Source organism: Olleya sp. KJ81-1, assembly GCF_055808135.1.
This window is the reverse complement of sequence record NZ_CM147854.1, coordinates 204139-225965: the sequence shown is the minus strand read 5'-3', so window position 1 is coordinate 225965 and position 21827 is coordinate 204139. Positions and strand designations below refer to the sequence as shown.

The following is a 21827-nucleotide window of genomic DNA, read 5'->3' as shown; positions in this document are numbered from 1 at the left end:
TAATCCTACTAATACGGTTTTTTTCCGCTAAGCGCAAATACTGTAGCAATATTGATAGAACAAAAGGTTTTTCCTTCTCCACTAACAGAGGAAGTAACCATGACAGTTTTAGTACTATCAATCTCGTGCTGCTTATACATGTATTGCAAACTAGATCGAATAGCCCTAAAAGCTTCTGCTACAGCAGACTTTGGCTTACGGTGAACAGCAAGATTATTATCTAAAACATTTTTACCAACCACACCTAGCATAGGTATAGTACTTATATTCTCTAAAGTTTGTGGATTATGTATTTTGGTGTCCAAAAACACGACCAAAAAAGCTAATAACAATGGAGGCAGGATACCACCAAACAAAGCAAACATGTATCTAGAACTTAACTTTAAATCTATAGGTTGTGCTCCTGTATTTTTTGCGGGATCAATCCATAAAATATCTGATACTGTTGCTGCTTTAATTATATCAGCTTCACCACGCTTAGACAAAAATAAATTATAGGTTTTCTCGTTTAATAAATATTGTCTTTCAATGTCCAACAAATTCTGTTGGTCCTTAGGAAGCTTATTAAATTGACCTCTTGCTGAGCCTATTTTACCATTTATACTACCTAACTCTCTCTCAATACCAATAGATGCAGAGCTAATATTTTCCAACAATACCAACTTGATACTTTCAATTTGACTATTTAAATCATCAAAAATAGAGGCTCCTGGTTTCACTGTTGATTCAAATTTGGCTTTTTGAATAGATAGTGTGTTTATTTTACTAATGTTAGCCAATATATTACCATCATCAATACCTGCGACAGAAGGAGCAGGTAAATTTGTAAAATTATTACTAGTTAGAAGATATTTTTTTAAGCTGGTATAATATGCCTTTTTACGGTTAACGTCATCACGTTGCAACTCTAAATCGGATAATTTTGAAGATAATAACTCACTTTCTTGATCTAAGTCATAAATTCCGTTTTTAGATCTATAATTGTTTAATGCATCAGCATTTCCTGTTAAAGAATCTTTTACACGACTTAATTGGCTATCAATAAAATTAATCGTATTTGTTACAAATAAGTTTTTTCTGTCTAATTGCTCTTTAGATACTACTCGAACGGTTTCATTTAGATAATCCTCAATTTTTTTAGTGTTATTATCAACCATACTTAGGCCAATTATAGCAGAGTTTCTTGGATTAGTTATGGCAAGCCCATCTCTGTACTTCGCAACGACTGCATCAAAAGCCTCCATTTTTAAAAAATAAGTTTCCCCTAACTTAGGTTGCCTATCTTTATCTAATTTAAAAAAACCCTTTAAATAGGGTAAATCAATATATTCACCTAATATTACACGCTTAGTAATCAACCCTATTGGCACATCAACCACGTTTAATTGAAGGTCAGAATATTTTTGAGCACTAACCGTTTCTGATTTAAAATCAAATTCTAACTCAATTTCATGACTATTAATAAAGGAAACCTTAACAGGTGTATTTAATAACTGATAACCGGATGAATCTGGAATAAATCTAAATGGTGCAGCTTTATAAATATCGTCTTTTCTAAACCTAGATTGTTTTAAATAAGTTATGTAAAACTGTAAATTATCCACAACCTGCTCATGCAAACTTCTAGATTGTAATGTATTTATAACCGTTTGAACTTTACCTGAAACACCTCCATAATTAAAGGTTAAATTGGTGTTTGTAGTAAACAATGGATTTTTATCATCTTCTATGGATATCTTAGTTGATAGTCGAAAAGATTGTTGTTTTCTGATGTTTTGTTGGTAGACTATAAAAACACCAATACCAACACATATAATAAACAACTTCCAATAACTAAGCGCTTTAAATAAAAATGCTTTTATATCGAATGCTGGACTTGAGTCTAAAACATCAAATTCGTCGTTCATGTTTATCTTTTAAAGGTTTTTGGCTAAAAAGTAAGTAGACACCAAAACTGAAAATATACTAGCTATTGTAGTAAATGTTTGTGTAGCTGTCTGTCCTGCTCCCAAAGCTTTTCTTTTAAGCGGTTTAACTAATATCATATCATTAGGCTGAATATAATAATATGGCGATTTTAAAGCTGCCACATCTGTTAAATCTATATGATGTATTTTCTGTCCATTTGGATATTGCCTAATAACAAGGACATCTTTACGATCTCCAGTATCTGTAATATCTCCTGCATTAGCTAAAGCTTCAATGATATTAACACGATCCTGAAATAAGGTCAATACGCCTCCTCCACCTACTTCTCCTGTTACAGTGTAACGTAAACCAGCAAGCTTAACAGTTATAAAAATTTTAGAGACATCTTTTAAATATTTATCTAAAAGTGCTTCTTTAACCTTGTCTTCAATTTCTTCAGTAGTAAATCCTAAAACATTAACTTTATCAAGAATAGGAAATTCAATATTACCATGTAAATCAACCGTAAAACCACTAAAATATAAATTACCATTACCTGTTGTCCCTGCACTTAGCTCTGTTGGCTGAAAAATTTCCACCAACTTTTTAAGTTCGCTATCTGTAGATTTAATACTAATACTTAAAATATCATTAACCTGAACACGATAAGGAGATGCTAAAGCCTGTAATTGCAACGAGTCGTTTATAACTGTACCTTTATCTTGCAAGTAAACAACATCTTTTTGAGTAATACATGAGGTACTTACAAGTCCAAGCACTAGGACAAGATACATTACAATTCGCTTCATTTTTACAGGTTTGTTAATTCACAAATATAACCTTTAGCACTTTAAAACAAAACAACTAACAGGGTTTTTGATTTTAAATTCAAAAATTAGGCACCAACCTTAACTATTATTGTTTTTCAAACCTTTTTTTAGTTACTAGATTATTAACCAAACAACTTTTCACTTTTAAATATTCTACATTTCACTTATAATAACCATCTTTGCTAAAAATTACACGCATTGAATTATTTAACTGTAGAAAACATTGCCAAATCTTATGGCGAATTAACATTATTTGAAGGCTTATCTTTTAGCGTCCATAAAGACCAAAAGATTGCTTTTGTAGCTAAAAACGGAACAGGAAAAACCTCCATTTTAAAAATGCTTGCTGGTTTTGATGTTCCTGATACTGGTAATATTATTTACAGAAAAGATATTAAGGTTGCTTTTTTACCTCAAGAACCAATTCTAGACCCAGAATTAACCATTGAACAAACCATATTTAATGCCGACAATCCTGTTTTAGATATTATTAAAAACTACGAAAAAGCATTGCTTAATCCTGAAGATGAAGATGTTTACCAAAAAGCGTTTGAGCAAATGGACAGACACAATGCTTGGGATTTTGAAACACAATACAAACAAATACTTTTTAAATTAAAATTAGACAATTTAGATCAAAAAGTCAGCGTACTGTCTGGAGGTCAAAAAAAACGTCTTAGCTTGGCTAATGCACTAATTAATAAACCAGACTTATTAATTTTAGATGAGCCAACCAACCATTTGGATCTAGAAATGATTGAATGGTTAGAAGCTTTTTTTGCCAAAGAAAACATCACTTTATTTATGGTTACTCACGACCGCTTTTTTCTAGAGCGTGTGTGTAACGAAATTATAGAGCTTGATCATGGCGAATTATATAGTTACAAAGGAAACTACTCCTACTACCTTGAAAAAAAGAAGAACGTATAGCTAGAGAACAAGTAGAAACTGGTAAAGCAAAACAACTTTTTAAAAAAGAATTAGTTTGGATGCGTCGTCAACCAAAAGCACGTACGACCAAATCTAAATCTAGAATTGACGATTTTACCGAAATTAAGCACAAAGCATCCCAACGCAGAAAAGATCATGTTGTCGAGTTAGAACTAAACATGGAGCGCTTAGGAAGCAAAATTGTTGAATTAGTTAAGCTATCTAAATCCTTTAAGGACAAAGTCATTTTAGACAATTTTGATTACAACTTTCAACGTGGAGAACGTGTTGGTATTATTGGTAAAAACGGAACAGGAAAATCAACATTCCTAAATATGTTAACCCAAACTACTGCTCCTGATAGCGGAAAAATATTAATTGGTGAAACCGTTAAATTTGGATATTATACCCAAGCAGGTATTACACCTAAACCAGACCAAAAAGTAATTGATGTAGTTAGAGACTTTGGAGATTACATTCCGTTAAAAAAAGGAAGACAAATTAGCGCACAACAATTATTAGAACGCTTTTTATTTGATAGAAAAAAACAATATGATTTTGTCGAAAAACTAAGTGGAGGTGAGCGTAAACGCCTATACCTTTGTACCATTTTAATACAAAACCCCAACTTTTTAATTCTTGATGAGCCTACTAACGACTTAGATATTGTAACCTTAAACGTGTTAGAAGACTTTTTATTAGATTTTCCTGGCTGTTTGATAGTCGTATCTCACGATCGCTATTTTATGGACAAAATTGTGGATCACCTATTAGTTTTTAAAGGCGAAGGTGAAGTAGAAAACTTTCCAGGAAACTACACAGATTATCGTATATATGAAGACAGTAAAGCGCCTGAAAGCGACACTGACACAGAAGATAAAAAAGAAAAGAAAAACTGGAAAAAAGACAGCAGTAAAGCAGCTCTATCTTACAACGAACAGAAAGAATACAAAAACTTAGAAAGCAAAATAAAATCTCTAGAATTTGATAAAAAAGAGATTGAACAAAAATTTTTAAATCCAGATTTATCTCAAGATCAAATCACAGAATTATCTGCTAAAATTCAAAAAATCATAGATAGCATTGAAGAAAAAGAAATGCGTTGGTTAGAATTGTCAGAAAAAATGGAAGGATAAAATTAGACAGAAAAAGAACGATTAGAACTTAAACAAAATAAAGCAAAAAGGTCTACTCCCAAAATCAATTCACAGAATTGAACATTGAAATTCAGAAATAATGAATGAAGCTTCAAAGTGTAGCTTTAAGCACGTCATTCCTAGAGTGAATGCTACTTTAGTAATTCCCTCATTTCAATATGATTTTTTGGATTGGTTTATCCTGAGCGTAGTCGAAGGGTTTGTTTCAAGGCAAAGTGAACAGAAAGAATTTGTCACGATCTAAAAAGCCTTTCAAGAATAAACATTTGATCTTTAAAAAGAAAAATAATAGCAAATAGCTATCAGATGAGTAAGACTTACCAAATACAATCCTACTTTAATTTTTTAAAACGCTCCACTAATCAACATGGTGTGCACTCCCCTTTTGTTTATGATTTAGTTACCAAGTGTTTTTACGACAAAAAAAAGCACGCTGCTTACCTAGATATTAAATCCTACAGAAAAAAGCTTATAAACAACACAGCTAGCATTAACGTCACTGACTTAGGCTCTGGCAGTCAGGTGTTTCAAAACAATAAAAGATCCATTTCTAAAATAGCTAAAGTAGCTGGATCAAATTATAAAGAAGCCAAACTACTATTTCGATTAACCAATTATTTTAAAAGTAATACTGTTTTAGAGCTTGGTACTTCCCTAGGTATTGCGACTCAAGCTTTAGCTTTGGGAAATCCAGAAGCAATAATTACAACCGTTGAAGGCTGTCCTAATATTTCGGCTGTAGCCGAAACCCAATTTAAAAATTTCGACTTAAAAAACATTTCAATAAAAACAGGTGATTTTGCTCAGGTTATTGCTAATTTAAATTCGCAAACCTTAGACTTAATTTATTGTGATGGCAATCATACCAAGCAGGCTACATTGCAGTATTTTGAAATGCTACTACCTAAAACGCACAACGACACAGTACTTATTTTAGATGACATTTACTGGTCAAAAGAAATGACTGACGCTTGGGAAATTATAAAAAACCACCCTCAAGTAACCGTAACTATTGATACCTATAAATTTGGTTTTGTGTTTTTTAGAAAAGAACAAGCTAAAGAGCATTTTACCATTAGACTTTAAATTAATTAATAGTCGCGTCGCTTAGTTTTTAACTTTCTACTTTTAAACTTTTCCCTTAACTTTACAATCATGAAAATATATACAAAAACAGGAGACAAAGGTACTACTGCTTTATTTGGAGGCACACGTGTCCCGAAACATCATATTAGGATTGATAGCTATGGTACTGTTGACGAGCTAAACTCTTACATAGGTTTAATTAGAGACCAAGAGATTAATCAACTATATAAAGACATTTTAATTGAGATACAGAATAAGTTATTTACTGTAGGTGCAATATTGGCTACTGATCCTGAAAAAGCGATTCTTAAAAACGGAAAAGAACGCTTAAACATTAATAAAATTTCTGATGAAGATATTATCTTGTTAGAACAAGAAATGGATATTATGAACCAGGACTTACCACCAATGACACATTTTGTGCTTCCTGGTGGTCATCAAACTGTGTCATTCTGTCACATAGCCAGAACCGTTTGCAGACGTGCAGAGCGCTTAGCATCAGCACTTAACGATTTAGAGCCTTTTGAAGCCAATGCGTTAACGTATTTAAACCGTCTTTCTGACTATCTTTTTGTATTGGCACGAAAGTTGTCTCATGACTTACAAGCAGACGAAGTAAAGTGGATACCTGAAAAAAAGTAATCCACGTTATAAAGCGCTGTGATTAGTAACACTGCAAAATACTTTAGTATCAAGTAGTTTCAGTTTAGAAGACGTTCTTTTTTTTAATGAAAAAATAATTCACTTTTTTCTTGACTATTTAAACTAAAAATTTATTTTTGCAAAAATTAAAACCGCATAAGAAATGTATTGGACATTAGAATTAGCATCTTATTTAAGTGATGCACCTTGGCCAGCAACTAAAGATGAGCTTATTGACTACGCTATTAGAACAGGCGCACCTTTAGAAGTTGTAGAAAATTTACAATCAATAGAAGATGAAGGTGATTCATACGATTCTATAGAAGAAATTTGGCCAGATTATCCAACTGACGAAGATTACCTCTGGAATGAGGACGAGTATTAATAACACACAAATAGTATCAAAAAAGTCTCAATTAGAGACTTTTTTTGTGCTTTTTAATATAGCTAAACGCAGCTAAAAACGTATATTTAAGCCCTTTTAAAAAAGGACAAAACATAAAGTACTGTTATTCTTTGCAATGCATAGAATGGCATCTCAAATAAAACACAAAAACTATGAGTTTTTTAAATTCCGTACTAAAAGTATTTGTTGGCGACAAGTCTAAACAAGACGTTAAAGCCATCACACCAATAGTAGATAAAATTAAAACCTTTGAAAAGGCTTTGATAGCTTTATCTCATGACCAATTACGTGCTAAAACTGACGAGTTTAAAGCTATTATAGCAGAAGCGCGTCAACCGTTTTACTCTAAAATTGAAGCGCTACAAGCTGAGGCTGAAGCAACAGAAGACATAGACAAACGTGAAGATATTTATCAAGAAATTGATAAAATTAAAGAAGAATCTTATACTGCTACAGAGGATACGTTAAACAAAATATTACCAGAAGCCTTTGCTGTTGTTAAAGAAACTGCTAGACGTTTTAAAGACAACACAACTATAACCGTTACTGCTAACGAGTTTGACAGAAGCCTTTCTGGAGACAAAGACTTTGTTACTTTAGATGGTGACAAAGCCACTTGGGCAAACTCATGGGATGCTGCTGGTAAAGCCATTACTTGGGATATGGTACATTATGACGTCCAATTAATTGGTGGTATTGCAATGCACCAAGGTAAAATTGCAGAAATGCAAACAGGAGAAGGTAAAACTTTAGTGGCAACATTGCCTGTATATTTAAATGCCTTAGCTGGTAAAGGTGTACACTTAGTAACCGTAAATGACTACTTAGCTAAGCGTGATAGTGCTTGGATGGCTCCAATATTTAACTTTCATGGTTTAAGTATTGACTGTATTGATTATCATCAACCTAATAGTGATGCACGACGCAAAGCATACAACGCAGACATTACTTATGGTACCAATAACGAGTTTGGTTTTGATTACCTACGTGATAACATGGCACATGCTACTGGAGACTTAGTACAACGTCCACACCATTACGCCATTGTCGATGAGGTGGATTCTGTATTAATTGATGATGCACGTACACCATTAATTATTTCTGGACCAATCCCTAAAGGTGATGAGCATGAGTTTACAGAGCTTAAACCTAAAGTTGATGACATCGTTAATATCCAACGTAAATATTTAACTCAGGTTTTAGTTGAAGCTAAAAAATTAATAGCCGAAGGAGATACAAAAGAAGGTGGATTAAAATTATTAAGAGTTTACAGAGGTATTCCTAAAAACAAAGCATTAATAAAGTTTTTAAGTGAAGAAGGTGTAAAACAAATTCTTCAAAAAACTGAAAACTATTACATCCAAGATAACAATCGCGAGATGCCAAAGGTTGATGCAGAATTGTACTATGTAATAGAAGAAAAAAATAATCAAATTGAATTAACAGATAAAGGGGTTGAGTACCTTTCTGGAAAAGACAATCCTGACTTTTTTGTCATGCCAGAAATCGGTATTGAAATGGCTAAAATCGAAGCAAAAGGGTTATCTACTGAAGAAGAAGCTGAAGCGAAAGAAGATTTATTCCGTGACTTCGGAATCAAATCAGAACGTATCCACACGCTTAATCAATTATTAAAAGCGTATGCTTTATTTGAAAAAGACACACAATACGTGGTCATGGACAATAAAGTAATGATTGTGGATGAGCAAACTGGTCGTATTATGGATGGTCGTCGTTATAGCGATGGACTACACCAAGCTATTGAAGCTAAAGAAAACGTAAAAATTGAAGATGCTACGCAAACTTTTGCAACGGTTACACTTCAAAATTACTTCAGAATGTACAAAAAACTGTCAGGTATGACAGGTACTGCTGTTACTGAAGCTGGTGAATTCTGGGAGATATACAAATTAGATGTTGTCGAAATTCCAACAAACAGACCAATTGCTAGAGATGACAGACAAGATTTAGTCTACAAAACTAAACGTGAAAAATACAATGCAGTTATTGATGATGTTACAAAACTATCTGAAGCAGGACGTCCTGTTTTAATTGGTACAACATCTGTAGAGATAAGTGAGTTACTAGGAAAAATGCTAAGCATTAGAAAAATACCTCACAACGTATTAAATGCAAAACAACATAAAAAAGAAGCTGAAATAGTTGATCAAGCTGGTAAATCTGGACAAGTAACTATTGCAACAAACATGGCTGGTCGTGGTACAGATATTAAATTATCTGACGAAGTAAAAGCAGCTGGTGGACTTGCAATTGTAGGTACAGAACGTCATGATTCACGTCGTGTAGACAGACAGTTACGTGGTCGTGCTGGACGTCAAGGAGATCCAGGAAGTTCACAATTTTACGTATCGCTAGAAGACAACTTAATGCGTCTTTTTGGATCAGAGCGTATCGCTAAGATGATGGATAGAATGGGATTACAGGAAGGTGAAGTGATTCAACATTCTATGATTTCTAAGTCTATTGAGCGTGCACAGAAAAAAGTAGAAGAAAACCAATTTGGAGTACGTAAGCGTTTACTAGAGTATGATGATGTAATGAATTCGCAACGTGAGGTCGTTTATAAACGTCGTTACAATGCCTTGTTTGGAGAGCGTCTACGTGTAGATTTAGCAAATATGATTTATGATACCTCTGAAGGTATTGCAGAATCTAACAAAGCTGCGAATGACTTTAAGAATTTTGAATTTGAATTAATCAGATTCTTCTCAATGTCATCTCCAATTACTGAAGCCGAATTTAATAAAATGTCAGCTTTAGATATAGCGCAAACCATTTATAAAGCTGGTTTTACACATTATAAAGAAAAAATGGAACGCAATGCAGATATTGCCTTTCCAATTATTGAAAATGTGTACGAAAACCAACGTGATAAATACAAACGTATCGTAGTACCTTTTACAGATGGAGTTAAAAACTTGCAAGTTGTAACCGACTTAGAAAAAGCTTACCAAACTAAAGGAAAACAGTTAGTAACAGACTTTGAGAAAAACATATCGTTAGCCATTATTGATGATGCTTGGAAAACACATTTACGTAAAATGGACGAGCTTAAACAGTCTGTGCAATTAGCAGTGCATGAGCAAAAAGACCCTTTATTAATTTATAAATTTGAAGCTTTTGAATTATTTAAAAGCATGATTGACCAGGTTAATAAAGAAGTGATTTCTTTCTTATTTAAAGGAGAATTACCTACTGAAACTACTAATGCCATTAGCGAAGCTAGAGAAGTACGTAAAAAAGAAAATCTTCAAACTCAAAAAGAAGAAATCCCTAATTTAGATGAACGTTCTGCACAAAACAGAGCTGCAGGAAATACACAACCGCAACAACAAGTTGTAGAGACTATTGTTAGAGATCAACCTAAGATTGGTCGTAATGACAAAGTAACTATAAAGCATGTTATGTCGGGAGAAAATAAAACGGTCAAGTTTAAACAAGCTGAACCATTAATCGCAAAAGGCGAATGGGTTATTGTTAATGATTAAACTAAACAAACATTAAAGTAAAAAAATCCTAAAGTTTATGCTTTAGGATTTTTTTGTATTTTTAATTAATAATAGCTTCCTTTTTAGGATCAAAATTTAAGACTATGCTTAAAAATATATTAGCAACAATTTTAGGTTTTATTACTGCAGCAGTTGTAGTATATTTAATAGAAACGGTAATTGGTCACACGGTTTTTCCATTACCAGAACAAATTGATCCAAACGACATAGCCTCTATAAAAGCTAATATGCATCTTATTCCAATAGGCTCAAAAGTGTTTGTTGTAATTGCACATTTTACAGGTATAATCTCAGGAATGACAATTGCAGGAATGGTATCAAAAACTAGCATGATTCCCGCTTACATTGTTGGTGCTTTAATGGTTATTGCAACAGCAGCAACCATTGCTATGTTACCAAAAGCGCTGTGGTTTTCGTTAAGTGATGGTTTATTAGCAATTGCTGCTTTCTTTTTTGGAAAGTCATTAGCTTCTAGATATGTTTTTGGAGCTTTAGTCTAAACTCTAACCAGTTTTAAACAATAAATTACTACCTAAGAAAACTTAGCATTTAATGCTTGAACAATAGACTCTAACTTTTCATTTTTAGCTTTTTTATCTAAAAAAACAGGAGCTACTTCCCTAACCTTACAATCCATTATAGCGCAACGCTCACAAGTTACACCTACATTTTTAGATTCAATTTTAGGGTCATTTAAAAAATTAAGTTTACGTTGCAGCTGTTTATTAATTAGCAGTCCTACACTAATGCTTCTATATTGATTCTCTCTAAATGGATCTTTAGTAGCTGAAGACCATACTAAATACTTCATACCATCATTTTCATAGTTTGAAATCTGCATGTCAAAAACATGCTCTAACTTACTATTACTAATATCTTTTAGCATTTTTAATGACACCCAACGTCTGCAATAATGCTCATTGGTTTCATTAGCATGAGGTGATTGTTGATGCGATAAATGCAATTCTTTTTTAAGATAAAAACGCTCACTATTTGCTCTATGCGTAAACCTTAAAAAAAACAAATTCTGGATATTATATGCCTTAGGCAAAATATTAGTTAAGCGTTGATAAAAAGATTCTGGAGAAGCATTATAAGCTTCAATAGCATTTAAGAACAAGTCTATATCAAAAGTATCTTTTTCAAATATTTTATTTAACTGCGTCTTAATTTTTTCGCTAGGTATAATTAAAGCGCCTGCAAAATAAGAAGCATAAAAATTATTTAATACCTGATCAAAGGTGTCAAATTTTATCCATGGAAAAGTAAATAAACGCTCTTTTATTTCTAAAAAATTATACGCTAACTCTTTAGCGTATATAAAGGTTCTTTGCGCTTCGTCTATCTCATTAGCTAATAATAGTGTTTTAGTTTTGGGCACAAACATGGATCGTAAATTACCCAAAGCTTCATACTTACTAAGCTCATTAACTTCTATAGTATAACCATATTCTTCAACTAAAACTTCCTCTAAATCTTGAGATGTTATGATTTCATTTAAATCAATATGATACGCTTTAGCAAATTTTAAAACACTCTGCTCTAAATCTTCAAAATAATTATTATTCGCCTCCTGAAAAGACCGTACAGAAGCTAAATAAAAACTTTCACGACTAAAATTATAATTCTGTGCTATTTCTATAATTGTACTAATAAAAGCATTCACTTTTGCTGGCGCATTAGCTACTATATCGATTAGATTGCTTTCTTTAATACCAAATAGCTCTAACGGAATTTCTTTCAAAATTTTAGACTGTAAAATATCACCAATTGGTGCTAAATTTTTATCCAATTTTAAAGACACCATTTGGTCGTATGGTACATCCAACTTTTCTGATAATATTGCAATTTTATCTGGTTTAGGATATTTTTTACCATTCTCAATTTCGTTTAAATACGATTTTGACAAACCAGAAAGTTTAGACAAACCTAATAAGGATAAATTCTTATCAGTCCTTATCTGCTTTAGCTTAAGCCCAAAAATTAATTTAATGTAATCTTCTTCCATAATAACAAATATACTCTTTTTTGCGAATATTCAATTTTGGCGAAAAAATATTTTTAGCGAACGTTCGCTTGTTTTTTAAAAATCTTTGTTTTAATATTGTCATATAAAATCATAACATCATGGAAGACACACTTTTAAAACAACCTAAAATTTCGTTCTCAGAAAACGTGACTAATTACTATCCTGAAATTTTAACTGATGAAGCTTTACTATTTTTATCCGAATTGCATAAAAATTTTAATTCCAAACGATTAGAATTATTAAATAATCGTGTTAGTCAACAGCAATATTTTGATAAAGGACATTTTCCTAAATTCCCTGAAGAAACAAAAGCGATTAGAGATGGACAATGGACTGCTGGCTCTATTCCGCATGATTTACAAGATAGACGAGTAGAAATTACAGGTCCAGTTAACCGTAAAATGATAATTAATGCACTAAACTCTGGTGCTAACACATTTATGGCAGATTTAGAGGACAGCAATGCGCCTACTTGGTCAAACACAATCCAAGGTCAACAAAATTTAATAGATGCAAACAATAAAACAATTTCATTAATAGATTTAAAAAAGGACAAAACATACAAACTAAAGTCCAAAACAGCTGTTTTATTGGTACGTCCTAGAGGTTTGCATTTAAATGAGAGCCATATAATATTTAACAATCAAGAGGCTTCTGGTAGTCTAATAGATTTTGGTTTATACGTGTTTCATAACACCAAAACACGTCTTAAAAACAATACTGCACCTTACTTTTACCTACCTAAATTAGAGCATTATTTAGAGGCTAGATGGTGGAACGACGTTTTTATGTTTGCACAAGATTACTTAAATGTACCAAACGGAACATTTAAAGCAACCGTTTTAGTAGAGACTATTACTGCTAGTTTTCAGCTTGACGAAATCATATACGAACTAAAAGATCACATAGTAGGTTTAAATTGTGGACGTTGGGATTACATATTTTCTTATATCAAAAAATTTAGAAACCATCCTAATTTTGTAGTGCCAAATCGTGATCAGGTTACTATGACAACACCATTTATGGATGCCTATTCCAAATTAGTAATACAACGCTGTCATAAAAGAGGCATTTTAGCTATTGGCGGAATGGCAGCACAAATACCTATTAAAAACGACGAATATGCAAATATTGCTGCTTTAGAAAAAGTTAGAAAAGACAAAGAACGTGAAGTTAAAAATGGTCACGATGGGACTTGGGTAGCGCATCCTGCTTTAGTAAATATAGCTTTATCAGAATTTAATAAACACATGCCTACACCAAATCAATTACACGTAAAGCGCGATGATGTTGTTATTACAGAAAAAGATTTAGTCGAAATACCAAAAGGAACCGTAACCGAAGCTGGCATTAGAAAAAACATTAATGTAGGTATTTTATACACCGAAGCTTGGCTGAGAGGTCATGGAGCTGTTGCACTTTATAATTTAATGGAGGATGCTGCTACTGCAGAAATCTCTAGAACACAAGTTTGGCAATGGTTAAAAAATGAAGTAACCCTAGAAGATGGACAAAAGTTTACTACACAATTATATATCGAATTATTTAATGATGAAGTTGAAAAAATTGTAACCGAATATGGCGAATCCGAAATTAAAAATACCAAGTTTGAGCTTGCGATAGAGCTGTTTAACACGTTGGTTACTTCAAAGCAATTTGAAGAATTTTTAACAATTCCCGCTTACCAATATCTATAAAAAAACAATCCTGCGATTGCGGCAACAATCAACAGGATCTAATTATTAATAATAAATAACGTATCACAAAATTATGAAAAATTTATCACAAACAAATTACGGTTCTGCTTTAGAGACTGTACGACAATTAAAAGCAAAATATGGAGCTACTTGGGATGCTATAAATCCAGAAAATGCTGCCAGAATGGTAAATCAAAATAGATTTAAAACAGGGTTAGACATTGCAAAATATACAGCTTCTGTAATGAGAGAAGATATGGCAGCATACGATGCCGATTCTAGTAATTACACACAATCATTAGGTTGTTGGCATGGTTTTGTGGCGCAACAAAAAATGATTGCGGTAAAAAAACACCATAAAACAACTAGTAAACGCTACTTGTATCTTTCTGGTTGGATGGTTGCAGCGTTAAGATCAGAATTTGGTCCTTTACCTGACCAATCTATGCACGAAAAAACTGCAGTCCCAAATTTGATTGCCGAAATTTATGATTTTTTACGCCAAGCAGATGCAATTGAACTGAACGATTTGTTTAGAAGAGTAAAAAATGGCGAAGATGTACAGCATCAAATCGACAATTTTGAAACACATATAGTCCCAATAATAGCAGATATTGATGCTGGTTTTGGTAATGAAGAAGCAACCTATTTATTAGCTAAAAAAATGATTCAAGCTGGTGCTTGTGCTATCCAAATAGAAAATCAAGTGTCTGACGCCAAACAATGTGGTCATCAAGATGGTAAAGTAACTGTGCCACATGAAGATTTTATTGCTAAACTAAATGCTGTTAGGTACGCTTTTTTAGAATTAGGGATTGACGATGGTATAATTGTGGCACGAACAGACTCGGAAGGTGCAGGACTAACCCAAAAATTACCTATCAGTCAACAACCTGGTGATTTAGCATCACAATATTTAGCTTTTGTTGAAGCTGAAGAAATTGCTATTACAGACGCCAAAGAGGATGATGTCCTACTTAAACGTGATGGTAAATTAGTACGACCAGTTAGATTAGCTAATGGGTTATACAAATTTAAAGAAGGCACTAATATTGATCGTGTTGTTTTAGATTGTATTACAAGCTTACAAAATGGTGCCGATTTATTATGGATAGAAACTCCAACGCCTAATGTTAAACAAATTGCACATATGGTAAATAAAGTAAAAGCAGTAGTACCTAATGCTAAATTAGTGTACAATAACTCGCCATCATTTAACTGGACGCTAAGCTTCCGTAATCAAGCTTATGAAGAAATGCTTACAGAAGGTGAAAACATGACTGCCTATGATCGTAACAACTTAATGGATGCTGAATATGACAATACCGAACTATGTTTTAGAGCTGACCAAAAAATTAAAACGTTTCAAATGGATAGTGCTAAACAAGCTGGTATATTTCATCATTTAATAACATTACCAACTTACCATACCACTGCATTACATATGAATGATTTGACAAAAGGCTATTTTGGTGATCAAGGTATGTTAGCCTATGTCAAAGATGTACAAAGACAAGAAATCCGTAAAAATGTATCATGTGTTAAACACCAACGAATGGCTGGATCTGATCTTGGTGATGACCACAAAACATTTTTTGCTGGAGATAAAGCTTTAAAAGCTGGTGGAGAAAAAAACACCTCTAACCAATTTGAATTAAAAACAAAAGCTAATACAGTTAAAAATAAAATAGCTGAAGTCGCTTAAATAAGATTTTAGTCTGATTAATCACACAAACCTATTTAAAACTAGCTGTTTGTGTGATTTCTTTTTTACAACAGGCTCACATCAATTATTAGTAAAAAGATTTAAATTAGACCTAGATTTTAAATAATAAAATCTAATTACATTTACTTAAATAAATTGCTAGCAAAATCAATAACATGCAAGAACAATTAAAAATCTTTAAAATCATCCATATAGCACTAGTTGCAGGTCTAATATTTGCTTACTTTTTTTAGGAAACCTTTCTGATATTACCCAATTAAAGTTACCTACGATAGATAGCGACAATACAGTATATTTAGCTATTCCTATTGCTGCTTTTATAGTTAGTAATTTGCTATTTAAAATGTTGGTTTCTAAAATTGATAGCAACCTAAGTTTAAAAGAAAAATTAGTGCCTTATCAAAGTGCTTCCATTGTGCGCTATGCCATAATAGAAGGTTCTGCTTTTGTTATTTTAATATTAGCACCTGACTTTATTATTTTTGGAGTGCTTTTAATTGCATATTTAATATTATTAATGCCTACAGAATATAGGATTAAAAGAGATTTAAAGCTATTAGATTAGCCTTTACAAACCTAAAATTGGTTCAGGATTTATAGTATTGGATTTATAAAACTCAAGATCATTTAAGCAACAAACACCTGGATAATCTCCAACTTTATTTTGTATATCTTTTATTATTTGAAAATGTAGATGTGGTGCATAATCTCCGTTTACAGATGCTTCTCCAAGATAGGCTATTGTTTCGCCTTGAGCGACAGAATCACCAACTTTTAAATTTCCGATTGAAGCTTCACTTAAATGACCATACAATGTGTAAAATGTTTGGTTATTTATGTTATGTTCCAATATAATGGTTGGTCCATAATCTCCAAAATTAGTGTTGTTTTTAAAACTATGAATAACACCTTCAAAACACGCCAAAACTGCTGTATTAGCTGGACACCATAAATCTAAACCAATATGAATATTACGCTGTTCTGCTTCGGCTTGAGCCGAAAAATAAGCACTTCTGTTATATAGGTTTCTAGTCTCTAAATAACCACCAAATGCAACTTGCTTTTTATGTGATTTAAGGTATTTGGTAATGTAGTCTTCCCAAGCTGAAGATGATGCGATATCAAACGTATTTAAGTCTTGATTTGCTTTGGATAAATCTATAGCGATATAATCCGATTTTGGGATAGATGCGTCAATGACATTTAGGTTTTGTCCTGTCCATTGACTTAAAAAAGAAGTAGTTGTAGTAGAATTCATTTTAATTAAAAATTGAATTCAAATTTAGAAATTTTATTTAGCAATTACATTACTAAATTTTGCATTTATAATTATGGTTTTATTGGTATTACTATTGTTATTTGGATAATTTTTAATGGTTTTATTAGACGCTGTCACGCTATTAAATTTTGAGCGATTACCATTAAAAAAAGATTATAATCAGTATTTGGAAGCTTTAATTTAGCATCGCTGTTTTCTAAAACTATATTAAGATTGTTAAAATCTGAAGCAATATTGTTAACTAACAAATCACCAAAACTTCCGTTTATAATGGAATTTCCTGACAGATTATTTATCTGAATATCGGATGACACAGCGTTTAATATTAAGTTTTTAGCATTGGCAATTATGGCGTCATCCACATACTTTAATTTTAACTGACCAGACATCCAATCCTTTACTGCTACTTTAGCATAAGACACATTAATGGAGGTGTTACCTCCAATAATGTGATTAGCTATAAATGATCCATGAGACACTTCTCCTTTGGCGTTTTCCAGCACATTGGCTAGTTTTAACTCGCCATGCCTTACATTTAGTTTTAACTTAGCTTTTTTAGGCATTTTAATAATAATGGTCTTAGTGGTATTGTAGTCTACATCGTCAAAAATTTTGTTTTCCTTACTACTACTCTTTTTTCCATCTTGATCAAACTGCGCTTCCATTTTACGTTCAAACTCTTCTCCAAATCGTTTGCCCCAAGCTTCTAATTTAGGTGCGACTTCTTTTTCAAACTGTGCAGCCCAAGCTTCAATTTTTGGAGCGATTTCTTTTTCAAATTGTTTACCAAAATTTTCTCCCCATTCTTCCATGCTTTTTTCAAAATCGTCATCAAATAGTTTTTCAAATTGCTTACCAAAGTTTTTTCCCCATGCTTCCATTTCTTTTTCAAACTTATCAATATCTTCTTGCTTGATACTTTTTGCCCAAGTACGCATTTCTTGCTCATAGGCTTCACCATACTCTTTGCGGTATTTTTTACTCCAAGCATCTAGATAAGGTTCGCCTTCTTTTTTATACTTGTCATAATCAAAATCTACATTATAATTTCCATCTGGAGATTTTGGAATACGTAATGTTTTTAAGGTTTCAGGCAACGCGCCTAAAACATCCATATTTTCTAACTTTTTTAATAATGGACCTAAATTAAGCTCTAATTTTTCAGGAAGATTAGCTAAAGCCTCAATAGATGCCTCGTCCAATATCGTCACGCTCATGTCATCAGACCAAATACCTCTTGATCCTTTAGACGTTATTTTTACATAATCCGAATCTCCTGTTAAAGCAACGTCCCAATTGTCCAATGCTTTTTGCATCTCTTGTTTGGTCAACTTTTTACTTTCGATGTAAGCTTCAACCTCAATATAATCCTTATTCCAAGTTTCTACAATAATATTGGTATGACTAGTATTTAGGTCCACGGTTACGTCTTTATTTGCCCTAACCGATTGGTCAATTTTACTTAATTTTTGTTGCGCTGTAACACTTACTGTAATAAGCAGCATTAACGCAATAAGATATCTGTATTTTATAGTTTTTAATTGTTTCATTTTGATTGTCTTTTAACGACTACCCTTGGGAAGCCTTCATGTTGTTTAACTGATTAAGTTGTTCTTTAAGACGATACATCAAGTTTAAACGAAATTTTAGATTTTGGATTAGTGCATTTACCGTATGCTCATCGGGACCATTATCGGTCAACTCTGTAGACAAGCTTTTGTATTCTGCATTTAACTCTTCTAACCTTAACACATAACCATCAAACAATTCTTTATTTTCTGGTGTTAGCTTAAGTTTAGACAATTCTAAATTAATATTTGCCACGTAATAATCTTCTACCTTTTTTAAATCTGGAGAGATATCTCCAAGCGTCATGGTTTTTGTAGTTTTATTAATTTCTGGTTTTGGTTGCTCAGTATCTGCGACTGTAATAGGATTTACGTCCTGTTTAAAAAACGTATATCCTCCAAAACCTAATCCTAAAATTATCACGATGCTTGCTGCAATGTTTAAAAACGTCCAATTAGATTGCTTTTTTTGTGGCAATGCTTGGTCTAACTTGTCCAAAAATCTAGCTTCATGTCCTTGTGACATTTGCTTATCAGACTGTTGGTTATCATTTTTAAATAATTCTCTAATATCTTTCGCCATAATCGTTTTGTTTTAAAAGGGCTTGCAATTTTACTTTTCCTCTGGATAATTGGGTACGCGACGCGACTTCGGTAATACTTAAAATTTCTGAAATCTCTTGATGGTCATACCCTTCTATTAAAAATAGCATGACTACGTACTTATATTTTTCCGGAAGACTATTAATGGCTTGCTTTATTTGGTCTAAAGTTGTTGTGTCTTCTACTAACCATTTGTCATCAGTATTAGTATCTATTACTTTCAGATGCACCTCATCTAATTCAACTAAGCGTTGTTTTTTAGATTTTAAGTAATCAATACTTTTATTAATAACAATACGTTTTAACCATGCACCAAAAGTAACGTCACCTTTAAATTGATGTAGTTTTGTAAAAGCTTTTATAAAAGCCTCTTGTACGACATCTTCAGCTTCGGCAGTGTGATTAACAAAACGTAATGCAACATGGTACATAGCATCGCAATATTGCTGATACACTTGTAATTGTGCCTTACGGTTATTTTGTTTACACAACTCGATGTTATCTAAAGTAACGACTTTCACTTGTTGGTTTTTGGTTAGTGTTCAGGTTAAAGACGACACAAAAAAAGCAGTGTTGCAAAAAAGTTGTTTTTTTTCAATTTAGCACAAATATTTAGAATAATTTAAGGGTAATCCTTCTATATGTACTAAATTTTCAGTTAATTTTGTTGCATTATAAAGTGCTAATATTAAGAAACCAGTACATGAAAAAACTTATATATCTATTAATTATCGTTGTAATTGGCGTTTTAGGCTATCAATTTACTACAAAAACAGGCTTATTTAATCAACCTTTAAGTCCAAAAGATACTGCTGGTATAAAAATTAATGATTTAAATTTGAGAGTAGTCTATAATAGACCATCTAAACGTGACAGAGCTATTTTTGGCGCTTTAGTGCCATTTAATAAAGTCTGGCGTACTGGAGCAAATGAGGCGACTACCTTTGAAACCAATCACGATTTATCTGTAAATGGTGTAAAGCTTCCTAAAGGAAAATATACGCTTTGGACTGTACCTATGCAAAACAATTGGAAAGTTATGTTTAACTCCAAACAATATGATTGGGGAGTTAACGAAAAAATGGAACCAAATTGGGATCCAAATTACGATGTTGTAGAAGTAGAAGTCCCTGCACAAACCTTAGATAAACCAGTCGAGCAGTTTACAGTAGCATTTGACAATAGTACAGACGACTTAAAAATGACTATGGCTTGGGACGTTGTAAAAATTGAAGTGCCTTTAAAAGATTAACCTTAGTCTAATACTAATTTTAACAACGCTTTCGCGGAAATTAAAGCAACTATGTCCAAAAATAAATCAGCATTAAGCGAGCAAGATGGTGTATCCTCTCCAGAGATGACCAATGCAGATGCTGTTTTAAAAATTAAGGCAAGACGCAAACTGCAACGTACAACACAAGACTTAGTATCCGCTATTTTAAAAGGTAATATAACCGCTTTAAGCCAAGCCATTACTTTAGTAGAAAGCAAAAACCCAAAGCATACAGATCAAGCCAATGCTATTATTAAAGCATGTTTACCACATGCTAACACCTCTGTTAGAATTGGTATTACAGGTGTTCCTGGTGTTGGAAAAAGCACTTTTATTGAAGCGTTTGGAACACATCTAACAACATTAAACAAAAAAGTTGCAGTCTTAGCTGTAGATCCAAGTAGCAGTATTACTAAAGGAAGTATTTTAGGTGACAAAACCCGAATGGAAGAGTTGGTTAAAAACACCAATGCTTTTATACGTCCATCTGCTTCCGGAACCTCTTTAGGTGGTGTTGCCAGAAAAACACGCGAAACCATTATCCTTTGTGAAGCAGCAGGTTTTGATACTATTATTATAGAAACCGTTGGTGTTGGACAAAGCGAAACTGCAGTACACAGTATGGTTGACTTTTTTCTACTTTTAAAATTAGCAGGAGCTGGAGACGAGTTACAAGGTATAAAACGAGGTATTATTGAAATGGCAGACGCAATAGCCATTAATAAAGCAGATGGTGACAATGTTAAACGTGCTAAAATGGCTAAAGTCGAGTTTAACAGAGCTTTACATATGTATCCAATAAAGGATTCTGATTGGCAACCTAAAGTAACGTTATGCAGTGCCTTAACAAACGATGGTATAGATGCGATTTGGGATGTAATTTTGGATTATATAACACTTACCAAACAGAATAACTATTTTAATACCAAGCGTACAGAACAAAATAAATTCTGGCTACTTCAAACTATTGAAGAGCAACTTAAAAGTGTCTTTTTTAATAATCCAGAAATTAAAATAGAACTTAATAAACAACTCGCTTTAATTGAAGCTAATAAAACCACTCCTTTTGCTGCTGCAGATTATTTATTGGGATTAGGATAATACTGTAATCTAGTAATTTGTCTTAAAAAACTAACAACAAAAAAAGGACAGTTTTATAACTG

General features: G+C 32.7%; 17 protein-coding genes and 1 pseudogene. 11 read left to right on the top strand and 7 right to left on the bottom strand.

The genetic code is table 11. The features are described 5' to 3' along the window. Positions 1 to 8: 8 nt before the first annotated feature. Together AC0L3M_RS01025 and AC0L3M_RS01020 are read right to left on the bottom strand one after the other, a co-directional pair. Entirely contained in the window at positions 9 to 1907 is a 1899-nt protein-coding gene (locus AC0L3M_RS01025; RefSeq protein WP_473431516.1) for a GumC family protein, read from the bottom strand. Positions 1908 to 1916: 9 nt separating this feature from the next. Continuing rightward, positions 1917 to 2717, bottom strand: a complete 801-nt coding sequence (locus AC0L3M_RS01020; protein WP_473431515.1) for a polysaccharide biosynthesis/export family protein — start codon at positions 2715 to 2717, stop codon at positions 1917 to 1919. A gap of 219 nt (positions 2718 to 2936) precedes the next feature. On the opposite strand from AC0L3M_RS01020, the pseudogene AC0L3M_RS01015 reads away from it, so the two are divergent. The 6 genes and pseudogenes from AC0L3M_RS01015 to AC0L3M_RS00990 all read left to right on the top strand — a co-directional run bounded on the left by AC0L3M_RS01015 (position 2937) and on the right by AC0L3M_RS00990 (position 10989). Continuing rightward, a pseudogene (locus AC0L3M_RS01015) lies at positions 2937 to 4804 on the top strand (ABC-F family ATP-binding cassette domain-containing protein). 327 nt (positions 4805 to 5131) lie between these two features. Continuing rightward, positions 5132 to 5911, top strand: a complete 780-nt coding sequence (locus AC0L3M_RS01010; RefSeq protein ID WP_473431514.1) for an O-methyltransferase — start codon at positions 5132 to 5134, stop codon at positions 5909 to 5911. A gap of 69 nt (positions 5912 to 5980) precedes the next feature. Continuing rightward, positions 5981 to 6553 (top strand): cob(I)yrinic acid a,c-diamide adenosyltransferase, encoded by a 573-nt coding sequence (locus tag AC0L3M_RS01005; protein ID WP_473431513.1) that lies wholly within the window; start codon positions 5981 to 5983, stop codon positions 6551 to 6553. Between the two features lie 163 nt (positions 6554 to 6716). Continuing rightward, positions 6717 to 6938 carry a DUF2795 domain-containing protein gene (locus AC0L3M_RS01000; protein ID WP_006989959.1) on the top strand — a complete coding sequence of 74 codons (222 nt, stop codon included), beginning with the start codon at positions 6717 to 6719 and terminating at the stop codon, positions 6936 to 6938. A 173-nt stretch (positions 6939 to 7111) separates the two neighbouring features. After that, entirely contained in the window at positions 7112 to 10468 is a 3357-nt protein-coding gene (gene secA, locus AC0L3M_RS00995; protein WP_473431512.1) for a preprotein translocase subunit SecA, read from the top strand. Between the two features lie 104 nt (positions 10469 to 10572). Further along, positions 10573 to 10989, top strand: a complete 417-nt coding sequence (locus tag AC0L3M_RS00990; protein WP_473431511.1) for a hypothetical protein — start codon at positions 10573 to 10575, stop codon at positions 10987 to 10989. A gap of 32 nt (positions 10990 to 11021) precedes the next feature. Here AC0L3M_RS00990 and AC0L3M_RS00985 read toward each other — a convergent pair whose 3' ends face one another. Beyond that, the gene (locus tag AC0L3M_RS00985) at positions 11022 to 12497 is read right to left on the bottom strand and encodes a helix-turn-helix domain-containing protein (RefSeq protein ID WP_473431510.1); all 1476 of its coding nucleotides are present in this window, start codon (positions 12495 to 12497) and stop codon (positions 11022 to 11024) included. Between the two features lie 119 nt (positions 12498 to 12616). On the opposite strand from AC0L3M_RS00985, the gene aceB reads away from it, so the two are divergent. The 3 genes from aceB (at position 12617) to AC0L3M_RS00970 (ending at position 16506) form a co-directional block, all read left to right on the top strand. Beyond that, the gene (gene aceB / locus AC0L3M_RS00980; protein ID WP_473431509.1) at positions 12617 to 14215 is read left to right on the top strand and encodes a malate synthase A; all 1599 of its coding nucleotides are present in this window, start codon (positions 12617 to 12619) and stop codon (positions 14213 to 14215) included. A gap of 73 nt (positions 14216 to 14288) precedes the next feature. After that, positions 14289 to 15920, top strand: coding sequence for an isocitrate lyase (locus AC0L3M_RS00975; RefSeq protein WP_473431508.1), 1632 nt, complete (start codon positions 14289 to 14291; stop codon positions 15918 to 15920). A gap of 364 nt (positions 15921 to 16284) precedes the next feature. Further along, positions 16285 to 16506 (top strand): hypothetical protein, encoded by a 222-nt coding sequence (locus AC0L3M_RS00970; protein ID WP_473431507.1) that lies wholly within the window; start codon positions 16285 to 16287, stop codon positions 16504 to 16506. A 3-nt stretch (positions 16507 to 16509) separates the two neighbouring features. Here the strand turns inward: AC0L3M_RS00970 and AC0L3M_RS00965 are convergent, their stop codons facing one another. The 4 genes from AC0L3M_RS00965 to AC0L3M_RS00950 form a co-directional block, all read right to left on the bottom strand. Next, positions 16510 to 17199: a peptidoglycan DD-metalloendopeptidase family protein gene (locus tag AC0L3M_RS00965; protein ID WP_473431506.1), complete on the bottom strand. Its 690-nt coding sequence runs from the start codon at positions 17197 to 17199 to the stop codon at positions 16510 to 16512. 134 nt (positions 17200 to 17333) lie between these two features. Beyond that, a complete protein-coding gene (locus tag AC0L3M_RS00960; protein WP_473431505.1) occupies positions 17334 to 18770 on the bottom strand; it encodes a hypothetical protein in 1437 nt (478 codons plus the stop codon). Between the two features lie 19 nt (positions 18771 to 18789). Then, entirely contained in the window at positions 18790 to 19371 is a 582-nt protein-coding gene (locus AC0L3M_RS00955; RefSeq protein WP_473431504.1) for a hypothetical protein, read from the bottom strand. Next, complete coding sequence (locus AC0L3M_RS00950; RefSeq protein ID WP_473431503.1) at positions 19355 to 19912, bottom strand: RNA polymerase sigma factor; 558 nt, start codon at positions 19910 to 19912, stop codon at positions 19355 to 19357. Before AC0L3M_RS00950 ends, AC0L3M_RS00955 begins: the two co-directional genes overlap by 17 nt. 182 nt (positions 19913 to 20094) lie before the next feature. On the opposite strand from AC0L3M_RS00950, the gene AC0L3M_RS00945 reads away from it, so the two are divergent. Further along, on the top strand, positions 20095 to 20643 hold the full coding sequence (locus tag AC0L3M_RS00945; protein ID WP_292943978.1) for a DUF2911 domain-containing protein: 549 nt from the start codon (positions 20095 to 20097) through the stop codon (positions 20641 to 20643). Positions 20644 to 20694: 51 nt separating this feature from the next. Then, complete coding sequence (gene meaB, locus AC0L3M_RS00940) at positions 20695 to 21765, top strand: methylmalonyl Co-A mutase-associated GTPase MeaB (RefSeq protein ID WP_341587959.1); 1071 nt, start codon at positions 20695 to 20697, stop codon at positions 21763 to 21765. Positions 21766 to 21827: the final 62 nt, after the last annotated feature.